The sequence below is a fragment of the Paenibacillus sp. J22R98 genome (assembly GCF_059383835.1).
Genome location: NZ_JBXENW010000005.1, coordinates 457,660 through 469,385 on the forward strand (window position 1 = coordinate 457,660; position 11,726 = coordinate 469,385).

10 protein-coding genes and 1 pseudogene are annotated in these 11,726 nt (G+C 49.3%); all 11 read right to left on the reverse strand.

Going from position 1 to position 11,726, the window contains the following annotated elements:
• Nucleotides 1-55: 55 nt before the first annotated feature.
• Nucleotides 56-424 (reverse strand): GNAT family N-acetyltransferase, encoded by a 369-nt coding sequence (locus tag AC50Y3_RS17585; RefSeq protein ID WP_494820022.1) that lies wholly within the window; start codon nt 422-424, stop codon nt 56-58.
• 311 nt (nt 425-735) lie between these two features.
• Nucleotides 736-909: a hypothetical protein gene (locus AC50Y3_RS17590; RefSeq protein ID WP_494820023.1), complete on the reverse strand. Its 174-nt coding sequence runs from the start codon at nt 907-909 to the stop codon at nt 736-738.
• 270 nt (nt 910-1,179) lie between these two features.
• Nucleotides 1,180-5,598 carry an S-layer homology domain-containing protein gene (locus tag AC50Y3_RS17595; RefSeq protein ID WP_494820024.1) on the reverse strand — a complete coding sequence of 1,473 codons (4,419 nt, stop codon included), beginning with the start codon at nt 5,596-5,598 and terminating at the stop codon, nt 1,180-1,182.
• A 482-nt stretch (nt 5,599-6,080) separates the two neighbouring features.
• Nucleotides 6,081-6,227: pseudogene (locus AC50Y3_RS17600) on the reverse strand (SUMF1/EgtB/PvdO family nonheme iron enzyme); the annotation flags it as partial.
• Nucleotides 6,228-6,555: 328 nt separating this feature from the next.
• Entirely contained in the window at nt 6,556-6,723 is a 168-nt protein-coding gene (locus AC50Y3_RS17605) for a hypothetical protein (RefSeq protein ID WP_494820025.1), read from the reverse strand.
• A gap of 303 nt (nt 6,724-7,026) precedes the next feature.
• Nucleotides 7,027-9,489 carry a discoidin domain-containing protein gene (locus tag AC50Y3_RS17610; protein ID WP_494820026.1) on the reverse strand — a complete coding sequence of 821 codons (2,463 nt, stop codon included), beginning with the start codon at nt 9,487-9,489 and terminating at the stop codon, nt 7,027-7,029.
• Between the two features lie 237 nt (nt 9,490-9,726).
• The gene (locus AC50Y3_RS17615) at nt 9,727-10,173 is read right to left on the reverse strand and encodes a hypothetical protein (RefSeq protein WP_494820045.1); all 447 of its coding nucleotides are present in this window, start codon (nt 10,171-10,173) and stop codon (nt 9,727-9,729) included.
• Entirely contained in the window at nt 10,110-10,316 is a 207-nt protein-coding gene (locus tag AC50Y3_RS17620) for a DUF6199 family natural product biosynthesis protein (RefSeq protein ID WP_494820027.1), read from the reverse strand. Before AC50Y3_RS17620 ends, AC50Y3_RS17615 begins: the two co-directional genes overlap by 64 nt.
• A 186-nt stretch (nt 10,317-10,502) precedes the next feature.
• Nucleotides 10,503-10,742 (reverse strand): DUF7660 family protein, encoded by a 240-nt coding sequence (locus AC50Y3_RS17625; protein ID WP_494820044.1) that lies wholly within the window; start codon nt 10,740-10,742, stop codon nt 10,503-10,505.
• Nucleotides 10,743-10,845: 103 nt separating this feature from the next.
• A complete protein-coding gene (locus AC50Y3_RS17630) occupies nt 10,846-11,199 on the reverse strand; it encodes a hypothetical protein (protein WP_494820028.1) in 354 nt (117 codons plus the stop codon).
• Entirely contained in the window at nt 11,196-11,579 is a 384-nt protein-coding gene (locus tag AC50Y3_RS17635; protein WP_494820029.1) for an immunity protein Imm33 domain-containing protein, read from the reverse strand. The genes AC50Y3_RS17630 and AC50Y3_RS17635 overlap by 4 nt, the downstream gene beginning before the upstream one ends.
• Between the last annotated feature and the right edge of the window lie 147 nt (nt 11,580-11,726).

Below are 11,726 nucleotides of genomic sequence, written 5' to 3' on the forward strand. Positions count from 1 at the left end.
GCAGCTTCGTTAAACATGTCTATTAAGCTATATGGTCCTGTAAGTTTAAGAGCTATTAGCTTGAAACGTTCGAATAATTGAATCTACTCAAATAATCTTTTATTATATTCTGGTCCTGATGCCACCATAACATTGGGAAATCGTTATTTTTTACAAAACCTAACTTTGTAGCCAACTGAAAAGATCGTTGATTACCAGCATCACAATTATAATTAGGCACTATATTGTGGTTCAAACAGTGTTCAATAAATGCTGTACACGTAAGTGTTGCTAGTCCTTGTTTCTGATAATCGTCCGAAGTTACAATATCGATATCCGCATACCCTCCACCTACAAACATCGAATTGCAAGCACTTGCAAAATGATCGTCCCTCATAATACAATAACCGAATCCTTGCTCTATAAAGTGCTCGGCCATTGCCATAACGATTCATAGGACGAGTCCATTTCACTCTGATATTTGTTGTACAGCTTACTATCCATTCGTTTCATTTCAATTTGTTCAGGCAACATGTTAAGTATTGATTTAAGATGTTGGAATCTGTTTAGATCAAATATAAAAGAAGATCGGTGCAATAATACAGTCTTTCCTGTTAACTTTTCGCTAATTTGAAATAGCAATTCCGGTGTTGAAACATAAAGATCGTAGTAATTTGAATGGTTTTGATCATTCAGTAAATAATCAACTATATCGTTCATAAAGAGTTCGTCGTCGCCACTTCCAGCCAAAAGATACTATCCATAAGAATTGATAATAAGACTGCAGGCAGGATTTTCGCCGCTTCGATCAACAAACACTTTACCTGACTGATTATGATCAATAACGGAATATGCAAACACAGGTTCATACGCCAGGTTTTTCGGCAGTGGTAGAACGTGTGCATACTCTTCCTTTGATAACTCTATCATCTCAACTATCTCCTTTAGTTAGATCATCTGATTAGAATAACTTGATGCCTTATTATAACACTTAAAATAGGGATTTAATGGGATATGAATAAACCAAATCAATCTACTATCCCTTATTTTCATCATCTTATGCGTAATAGGCTGCCGGTTCGCGCCGGCAGCCTGGTGTGTTGAACTATCGTTCCTCGTTAGTTGAATGATTCTGATATTACCATTAGTAAATAGTTGTTGAAAGCATATCTGCGCTTCCTTCTCTCCTTGCCAAGCTGCTTATTCGGTTAACCCTAAATCCAAGCTCGCATTCAGCGCACGCAGGATGAGGACAACAGCCTCTTCGCGCGTTGCATTCGCGTTCGGTGCAAAGGTATGTTCCCCTCTGCCTTTCACGACGCCTGCTTCAGTCAATGCATCAATCGCTTTAGCTGCCCAATGATTATTCAAATCGGTAAACGTGCTGGTATGAGTGGCTTTGCCAAAGTCGATGACCTTAGCAAGAATCGTTACCATTTCTGCACGCGTAATCTGCTGATTCAGCTTAAAGGTGCCGTCGCCGTAGCCCTTAATGAAGCCCAAGGCTTCCAGTGCGCTGATCGCGCCATGTGCCCAGTGGTCGTCTTTCACATCTGTGAACGAGACCTTGGCCGATCCAGTCAGGCCAAACGCATTCGCAAGCATCGAAGCAAATTCGGCGCGCGTCACGTTCTTCTTCGGCAGGAACGAGCCGTCCGCATAACCTTGGACAAACCCGGCTTTCGAAGCCAATTCGATGGACGAAGCGCTCCAAGAAGTAGACGGAACGTCGCTGAACGTAACGGACGTCGCATCGGCCTTTGCTTTGCCGATCCGATCTTTCACCGCCGCACCATCCACGGAAGCGTTCAATACAGGCGTTTCTGGCGTCGGCGTTACCGGCGTCGGATCCGTAACCGGATCCGTTACTGGAGGCGACGGAGGCGTTACAATCGGGCCCGAACCGCCCGTATTAGCTTGCGTAACCGTAATCGTCAGGTATTCATTGAAGCCCCAATAGTAAACGCGCAGCTTCGCCGTACCCGGCTTAACGGCGGTTACGAGACCATCTTTGCTGACGGTAACCACGTCCGGATTTTTCGATTCGAACATCGCGAGATCCGTCACAACAGGTTCGCTTAGATCGCTCATCGTTGCCGTTGCCTTCAACTGTTGCGTTCCGCCGACCGTCATCGAATTCAAGTCAGGCGTAATTGTCAAGCCTGTAGCCACCGGCGTCGCATCCGAATACGTCGCGATTACCGGTATTCTGACTCCGATACCCTTGTATTGGCCAACGACGTTGGTTCCGCCTTTACGGTACGTCCGCGTAATTTTGCCGTCCTCCGTAAGATCGGCAATCGTCGGCTCGCCGCTGAACCACGTCAGATCCGAATTGTTCAGTGTCTGAACGGTCGCGTCACTATAGATGGCTTTGACCACCGGAACAACCGGCTGATCGTCGGCATCATCGAACACGTAATACGTTGGATCTGCGACAAGCGTCATGATTTTCGGCTTGATCGGGTTCTTCGTCACCGTCACGTCGAATGCGATCGTATGGCCGAAGTACTCCCCAGTCACCCGCGTCGTGCCCTCTTTCGTCCCAGCGACAAAACGAACATAAGGCTGCTCGTTGTAAACGGCGACGAGATCAGGATCATCGATCTGCCAATCGACGAACCCGGATAGAGGGTCGGTATACGATTGCCCGTCTTTATCCGTATACGTTTCATTCAAGCCGACGAGCGAGGAACCTTGCGGATGAACGTCGACAGAATAGACGCCAGCCGCTTCGTCCGCATCGGCTGCGATGCCTTCCAGGTCGACAACCTCGAAGTGAAGCGTACGCTTATAGGTCACGCCGTAACGCTCGTACGTGAACACAGCATCCGTCTCCCCGGTTCCTACGGCCTCAAAGCCATTGTCCGTGTTGACGTTCACGACGCCCGGCTGCGAGAATGTCCACGCTCCGTCTTCCACCGGGTAGGTATCACCCGTCGTATCCAAAGCGAATGGCTTCAGCTCGTATGGCGATTGTCCGTTGTACAATCTGAAGGACGCGCCGTCAAAATACCACGAATAGTCGGAAGTCCGGAAGCCGATGTCGAGCACGTCGGGCTGATCCGGCTGCTCGCTAACGGACACGTTCACGATCGTCGGCGTAAAATCGCCGTATCCGACGGTAAGCGTCGTTCTGCCCAACTTCTGATAGCCCGGATCTGGATTAACGTCACCCGTCGATTTTCCGAGGATGCTGACTGCGCCGTTATCCTTCACCACGTCGGCAATTTCGGTATCATAGACCGACCATGCTGCTTGGTCACTCACGTCCTCCGTCGTGCCGTCACTCTTGACAGCGAGCAGCTGGACGGGGAATTTAGCCCCTTTTTGCACCAATACCTTTGTGGTCGACAGAAGCAGCGCGTCAACCGTCGGTTCCGCTGCCGCGCCTTCGTCTGCCACTCTGACGTTGGAGGAGTAGTCGCCTTCCTTAACGGTGACGCGAACTGCGATGACTGCGCCGTCCAGTACCAGATGCACGCGGGTAGAGCCCGGAGCCACCGGCGTCAAGACGCCGTCCTTAACCGTAACCACGCCGGCATCCTGCGTCGACCACTTGCCTTGCGCGGTTACGTCCGCACTCGTGCCGTCACTGTAGTCAGCCTGCACGGTAACCGGGCGAGGGCCAGCCGTAACATCCAGCGTTATTTTCGGATTACTTACAGTAATACCGGTAATCTGCTTCGGTGTCTCTGCAACCGGCGGCAATCCCTCGGAAGCAGCAACCTCAATCGTGACCGATTGCTTCTGTCCGCCGTACGACACCTCGATAGCTGCCGTTCCTTTGCCGACAGCTGTGATCTCTCCCTTGCGGTTAACGGAGACCACCTGCAGGTTGGCCGAGCGATAGACAGCTGCCTGTGTTTTATTCAGCGTCTCGCCGCCGGACATGACCGCTTCGACTGACAACGCTTCATGCTTGCCGAGCTGCAAGTTCAGCGAATCTGGCGTAACGGAAAGGGAGACCGCCGTCTTCGGATCTGCTTGCTTCACGATAACAGGTATAATGGCAACTTCATTCTTGTAGATCGCGCCGAGAACGGCCGAGCCGACGGATTCAGCAACGATCGTACCGTTGTCGCTGTGGTACGCTACCGATGCATCGGAAGCGAGCCAATCGCTGTCGGCGATTTTGGACGTGACGTCTTCAACTGTGCCGTCATTGTAAATGGCTTTGATGATTGGCGGCTGAACAGGTTTGCCATCCTTAATTTCCACGAAGGTCGGCTCAGCTACCAAATTCAGCACCTTGTTTGCAGCAGCGGCCTTCGTCACCGTCACGTTGAACGTGAACGGTTCGAGCGCTAAATAATGGCCCGTAATGGTCGTCGTGCCTTCCTTGCCGCCTGCAAAGATACGGCCGGAGTCGTTGATGGTCACGATGGATTTATCCGCGACAGTCCATTCGATATCGCCCGTGACGTCATCTTCGTTATAGTTTTGGCCAGTCCGAGGATCCTCGGAGTAAACGCCCATGATCGTAATTTCCTGATAGCTCCGCGGCGGGAGTGAAATAGGCGTGTCCAGCTCCAGCTGCGCCATCATGTCCGGCGTATAGCGCTCCAGCTTGAACGGTCCGCCGACGAACACCTGCACGGCATTGACAAGCAGGCCGTCGTCATAGCCTTCTTCGCCTTCCGTGCCGGACGGCGCCGTATACTTATATTCGAAGTAAATATAGGCCATGCCTTTGCCGACCGGCGTAATGATGCCGTTCTGGTCGACAGTGGCTATGGATTCATTAGACGAATACCATTTGCCAAGATTCGTCACCTCGTAAAGATCCTGATCGGGATATTCCAGGTCCGCATAGATTTTATGTGGCGCGTCGGTCTCCATGATCTTCAGTACGCTTTCCGACATCATAAGACCGAACAACTGAAACGGAATCGGATCCTTCTGAACGGTGACTGCGATCGACAGTGTCGGCATGCTGCCGTATTTTACACGGATGAACGTCGAAGCCCCGCCCTTGATGCCCTTGATCATGCCGTGCGAAACGGTCGCAACCGCGGCATCGTCCGTGCTCCAGACGGCATCGGCCGTAATATCCCGCGTCGACCCGTCCGTGAACGTCCCATGCAGATGAAGCGGATAGTTCGTATCCGCCTCGACGAACACGTTCAGCGTGGACAGCAGGTATGTGACAAGCGTCGGCTCCGAAGGCTCTGCCGCTTCCGGCGCTCCGGCGCCTGCGGTGATCGTAACAGGAACGTTGACGACGGCGTCGCCGAGATTGAGGCGCACTTCCGTCGTTCCGGCCGCTTTGGCCGTAATGACGCCCCGGTCGACGACGGCGACGGCTGGATTCATGGACATCCAAGCGCCTTGCGTCGTCACGTCTTTCGCCGAACCGTCCTTATACTTCGCTTCGACCGTCACCGGATGGCTTCCCTCCGACAAGGCGAAGGCAACCTTCGACTCGCTTGGCGTCAACGTGTCGAACTGCGCGGACGCGGCATCCTGAACGGCCGGTTGTTCATGCGCAGTTCCCGGCTCGACGCCGATACTCGTGCTTGGCGAGGCAAAAGCCATGCTGCCGAACAACGAACCAATGAGTACTGTTAATACGAGCGATAATGATAGAGCTTTTCTGACAACCTTCCGATGATGCATGACATTCCTCCTAAATCAATTTTATATGTAACCCTTTTCAAAGAAAGGTTCATATACAATTTAAAAGCTGTTATCCTATCTACTAGAAGATAGGTTTATTAAATTAAACAAGACATAAAACACTTAATTTTCTGATATATTGTCAGGTACATAATACCCGAACATTTTCCATTTATCAATCATTTCTTTGCTAAAATGTATCATTTAACTGCCATAGAACTAGTTTTTACGCTCCCTTTAGGTATTTCGATGCAATATCGTGTCATAATTTATCACATATTTACGTTAGGTTATTTACCTGCGCCGATAAACAGAAAAGAGGCAAAGGGGAATCCCCTTGCCTCTTACGTATTACTTTCCAGCTCTAAATAATGTTCTTGTCAACCGACATCACTTCACCACTTGGTGAGAACATGTGTTCGCTGCCCTGTGATGAAAAGCGGCTTCTTAAGCCATGTGCCTAGACTAGACGGGCGCACGGTTCAATGCGCTTTGCGCACGCAACGGAAGCCCATGTTGCCGGCCGAGCTGTCCGGCGTGTTAGAGCTTCTTGCCGCAACCCTGTACCGGTTGCAGTAGGAGCGTGAATTACTGTAGCCTGTAGGCACTCTCATATTTGAATCAACTTTCAAGTATCGTACATACATTTTCAACCTAATCACATAGCACTAACGTATTTGTCACTGATTCAATACCCATTGATTCTTACGATCTACAGTCGATGGATGCCATAATTCATATCTCGCAACGGTAATTGAGTGTGCTTAGCCTTTTAGATAACGAAGATCAACCATTCGTCTGACATCATCATCAGTAATAAGATTAACAGCCTGCTCGACTCGATTTAGTTGTGGTTTGTACGCATTATAAAGCTTGTTAGTGAACAGCCGATAATCACTTCAGCTGCCGTCGTGTTCTATTGTTCTATTGTGTTCCCGTTAGTTCAGTACTTACTATTTAGGGTTTTGCCAATATTGATTCATTGATTAGCTTACAAAGATAGCCAACTATGTATTCTCTTTGTGCTGTTTCTTCGAGGTCATTATTCTCTACAAGGTCATTTATCCCTTTATTTATAACTTCCCATAATGGAGAGCCTTCAAATAGTCCATACGGATGTGACATAGCACAATATACCTCCCCGACTTATTATCCTTCATTACATGATACAAAAGATATTGCTTATTCAACTAAACTGCCCGTTAACGTACTGAAGCCAAGCCATGATTGGAGCCAATCCCCATGACCAATCTACCGGGGAACGTTTGTTCAATTAAACAGCAGCAGTCTTGGACTTTGTTTCTCGTCCAAAGCCTGCTTTTGTTTTTGGGTCCAGTCTATTACTTTATTTGCTCAAAATAATGGCGGAACGCAGCTCCGGCTTAGTTTAAAAAATGGCTTCCCTTATTTCCGCTCACTTCAGTTCCACTAACCAGAAGTCGGAGCAAATACCTCAAACCTCCATAACGAGTACCCGTAAGCCGAACCCCGCTTTAGACCCAGCATCCGTACATATCTTGCGCTCTTGGCTGAGAACGAGATATCGTCGATCCCCCCGTCCCCGGAAGTGGTCGCGAATACATCCGTCCAGGTCTTGGCATCATTCGATACTTGGATCTTGTAGGCTTTCGCATAGGCTGCCTCCCAGCTCAGATAAACCCGGTTCACCGTCTTGACCGCGCCGAGATCGGCATAGATCCACTCGTTGTCGGTATAGTTCGAGCCCCAGCGCGTCGCCCCTTCGCCGTCGACCGCGTTAGCGGGCGCAAGCGTTGCAACATGGGTCGAGCTGGCCGCGACTGCAGCACCGGCGGCGAGGTTAATGCCGTACAGATGGATGTTTTCCAATCCCGCGTGAGCCATCTTCATAATGCTGACCATATCCGTGTATGGCTGATCTTGCTGATTGACGAGTCCGATATTGTAGCTTTCTCCGTCCACGCGTCCGGTGACGGCCTGATCGAAATAGGCATACCAGCCTGAGCCGACGAACAGCGGATTCTGTGCCTGGCTTTCCGCGAATGCCCGGTAGGCTACTCCCCGCTCAACGGTACTGGTCGTCTTCGTAGGGGCGCTGATATATGACAAACCGCGGTCGGACGAGCCAAAGGAATGCTCGAGATTGAGCAGCGGCTTCCCGAAAGCCTCGTATTCGTCCATCCAGCTGCCATCCCTCGTATAACTGTCCACCGAGAAGGCATCGACATACGGCATCGCCCCCCGATCCCAATCCAAGCTCGTTCGCCAAGTAGGGACAATAGTGGAGCCGAGAAACAAATGATTCGGGTCATTCCGCTTCAGGATGTCGCGGATCATAGCGTAATACGTCTCGGATGCCAAGGTGATAAAGCCGGATACGTCCGCAGAGGATACCTTGGTGATTGCGATCGGAGTGTCCTTCAGCGCGTTGAACGAAACGGCGTTCATGCCGAGCAGCATATTGACGTTATCGAGACTGCCGTGCCGCGTGGAATAATACTCGACGAAGGCGCCCTTCGCCGGAGAATTCGCCCCGTACATCAGTAGCTCTTTGACGATATCGGTTGTCCAGCCGGCTTCGTTATCGTAGGTGTAGCCGATTAACCACTTGCTGGTGCGCGCGTTTTGCAGCTGCGTCTTTAGCGTACTCTCGATGATCGGCGCGGTCTGAGGATCGAACACGTCGTACGACCATAGGATTCTTCGCAAGTTAGCAGGGTCCTGCAGCACCTGAACGTACGGAAAAGCGACGCCCTTCGGCTTGGTCCACTTGCTGAAGGCGTTGAACCCCCACTGTATCAGGCGTTTGCGCGTGATATCCCCCCATTTCGCCTCGTAATCGCTGCCGTACTTCTTCATTACATTCGAGACAATGAAGTTGACGTACTCGCCGTTCTCGTCCTTGGTATAAGCCGGCGCGTAGAGCGTCCGGTCGGGCAGCTGCTCGAAAATTTGCCTTGGCGTGCCGTCCGGCTTCTGCGTCGGCGTCTTGTAGCCGGCTTCCCATAAACTTGCGGCATCCACCCCTTTCAATAAGAAAGGATACCCGTCCGGCGTAATGAACCACCATTTGCCGTTGACCTGCTCCAGCCTGAAATAGCCGGTACTCTCGTATTTCCCAATACGCTTGATGCCGCCGTAAGGATCGTAAATTGCCGGGTCATATGCGACGTTCGCCAAGGCGGCGGCTTCGTCCGTATAGTTCTGACGCAGCTGCGCGTCGGAGGTGATTTTACCCGGCCAAGCATCGTTCATCCATTGGCCGTAACGGTCCACCAGCAAGGCGTCCTTGTTCAGCTCGGCCTTTAGCTGCTCCGCGGTGAACGAGGGCTTCGGATTTTGCCCCGGCGTGCCGCTACCTTGCGTGATTTCAACTTCCGTCAGAGGGATATGCTGAAAGGCTTGCGTGCGTGTGATGTCCAGCACGATGAACCTGGCCGTCACGCCCGCCATCGGCACGTTGACCGTATAGTTCAGCTCGGTGCCTTGTCTGATATGCCTGGTTGCGATGTAATAACCCGTCGCCACTTCCGGGCGGTATTTGACTGTCATATCTTTGAAGCCCCAGTATTTGTTCGGTGAGTTCATCACCACACGCAATTGATCAAGGGGATAGTCCCTGAGCAAGTCGATCACCACATGTACCGTCATCGGCGATTTCGCTTTCCCCATCCAGCCTACATAGGCGGTTGTGCCGTCATACAATACGCCTTTCGCCGCCGCCATCAGACCGGTCGATCGCAGATCCGGTGAATTGCCTCCATCCGGAGAGACACTATAGACATAATTGCCCGTTTTGAGCATCGTTCCTTCACCTCGAGCATGACCGATTGGAATAAGTGCCGCCAAGGCGGTCATTGCCATTAGGAACGCCAACACAATTCTTGTATACATCATTATCCCGTTCTTCATCCGTTCCAACCTCCTTTCTTCCTGTATCGTCCCCTGCAACGGATATGCTTAGAGTTATTTTACATAATTTACCTTAAAACAGAAAAGGGTACCCCGGACCCAACGTTGCTTGAGTCCGAGGTACCCCAATGACTAGGAAGGCATGCGGGACACGAATCCTTCCTTACCTATTTTGCGAATCGGAGAGAACCACCCAGTCCGGTCGCTCACGAAGTGTTAGGTTGTCTGCTGATTCCGTCAAGCCGTCTGTCCCATCAGATCCCGCATGGCGGCCAGATAGCGGTCTTCCGATGCCGACCAGCGCAGCTTCGCCATCTCTTCCACATCCGGTCCGGCCAAAGATCGCAGCCGGACGGACTCGTCGACCGCGGCGGCGTACTCCTGATCGGCTACCTGCTCCTCGTCGGCGTCATCGAACGGATAATCCATTATAGCCTGCATCATCCGATCGACGTATTGCCTGTATTCGGCCGGAACAGGAGCGTCGTCGGATGCGGACAAGGTACTCGACGTGAAGCTCGTGGTCCGAATGGCCAAACCCCAAAATAAAACAGCAGCAGCCATGGACTGAGAAAATAAAGCCCTAGACTGCTGCTGTTTTATTGAACTAACGTGTCCCGTTAGTTGAATAGCAAAAACAAACCAACAATAACAAAGAATCCTCCCATAATGCGATTGACCCATAATATGAATGAATTCGCTGGTTCAGATTCGAAAACAAGTTTGCCTTCTTTTAAACGAAACATAAATTGATTGATATACCATATTCGTGTTGGGAAAATAACTAAAAGGAGCCCCCAGAGAATACAAATCATCTCGGCTATCATAAAGAACCTCACTTGATTGATTTTCTAATTGATTTCAGTCTATCACGTCGCCAATGCAAGGAGAAGAAATCATTGAACTATCCTGCCCGTTACTTCAATGAAAACAAGGAGCAGCTGCTGATGGCAAACTGCTCCTTGTTTCGTTCATCTATCGTGTTCCATTAGTGATTCACTACCTATGATTCTTTATTCATAAATTTTGGACGCATATAAAATATCAGCTAACACTTTCCACGTTGGTTGCTCTGGTATGGACTGATTAGTGTTAACATAGTACCTTTCCATTCCTTCTATCCATGCTTCCATCGCTTCAAGGTAACTCTCTAATGTTGGGTTTTCCCAATTTTCCTTATTTATAACCAAGTCCTTCCTAAATGCAGAAAGGAACTTGAGTAAATCCTCTTTTGTCCTTATTTCGTTTATCATTTCATGTAGATGCAATTAAACTCACCTGGCTTCCTATTCGTAATCTTTATTGAACTAGAGTGTCCCGTTAGTTCATCATTTTGTGTTTTCCTAGTCAAGTACGTTACTCAATCTTTGAACCATCTGGAAGAATAATTTCACCATCATCATCACTAACATTGAAAAATCCAACGTCATGCTTATTAGCTAACTTGCGAACATGTTCGTACGCCTCTTCAGCTACCGACCATGCAAAGGCGATATAAATAGCATTTGATGCAACGCAGTAATCGGCTAATCTCTTCTCTAGCTCCTCATTCTCGTTTATTTCCTCATCAGATGGTGCAAATGTACCGTTCATTGTCGGAAATGTTTGAATACTTTCTTGAAACCAATTTTGTAGTGAGGTAGTTGTGTGTGATATCTCGTTATAGTCGACATCTTCGCTCCAGGTTGTTAAGTTTTCATACCAAGTCATAAAATCTTTCTTTGTTTTTGGAGCTTAGGCTCATAACCGCTAAATAGCGTCCAACCTGAATCATTTCCATCCTTCGGTTCATCTTTAAGGAGAAAATTAAACTCATTTCTCTCTAAAACATCGTTACTAATGACAATTTTTGTATCAAGAAAATAGTCCCACTTATCTCCTTCTGGGTCATCAAGTTGAGTATCACATACATGCTCACAAGAAAATTGAACTTCTTGTCCGACACTAAGCCCACTAATAAATATGGGAATATTTGTTAGCAGACCTTTAAAAGTATTTTCTTTTCTCTCATGTATTGGGGGAATTTCGAGAGAAATACAAAAACCGCCTGCCAGAATATCTTCTGGTAGACGGTGAATAGCGAGAACCAATGGAACCATGTCCCACTGGAGAGTCGGACGGCCATAACAGAAAGTAAACATTAGACCTATCTTTGTTAAGCTACTCTGCCCGTTACTTCAATGAAAAACGGCAGCCGGTAAAATCCAGCTGCCGTCGTTCTATTGTGCTATCGTTCT

What these genes read in the sequence shown, in the direction of transcription:
- AC50Y3_RS17585 (WP_494820022.1), bottom strand. Translation starts at nt 424, where the DNA reads ATGGCAATGGCCGAGCACTTTATAGAGCAAGGATTCGGTTATTGTATT.
- AC50Y3_RS17590 (WP_494820023.1), bottom strand. Translation starts at nt 909, where the DNA reads ATGATAGAGTTATCAAAGGAAGAGTATGCACACGTTCTACCACTGCCG.
- AC50Y3_RS17595 (WP_494820024.1), bottom strand. Translation starts at nt 5,598, where the DNA reads ATGCATCATCGGAAGGTTGTCAGAAAAGCTCTATCATTATCGCTCGTA.
- AC50Y3_RS17605 (WP_494820025.1), bottom strand. Translation starts at nt 6,723, where the DNA reads ATGTCACATCCGTATGGACTATTTGAAGGCTCTCCATTATGGGAAGTT.
- AC50Y3_RS17610 (WP_494820026.1), bottom strand. Translation starts at nt 9,489, where the DNA reads ATGAAGAACGGGATAATGATGTATACAAGAATTGTGTTGGCGTTCCTA.
- AC50Y3_RS17615 (WP_494820045.1), bottom strand. Translation starts at nt 10,173, where the DNA reads ATGGGTCAATCGCATTATGGGAGGATTCTTTGTTATTGTTGGTTTGTT.
- AC50Y3_RS17620 (WP_494820027.1), bottom strand. Translation starts at nt 10,316, where the DNA reads ATGATAGCCGAGATGATTTGTATTCTCTGGGGGCTCCTTTTAGTTATT.
- AC50Y3_RS17625 (WP_494820044.1), bottom strand. Translation starts at nt 10,742, where the DNA reads ATGATAAACGAAATAAGGACAAAAGAGGATTTACTCAAGTTCCTTTCT.
- AC50Y3_RS17630 (WP_494820028.1), bottom strand. Translation starts at nt 11,199, where the DNA reads ATGACTTGGTATGAAAACTTAACAACCTGGAGCGAAGATGTCGACTAT.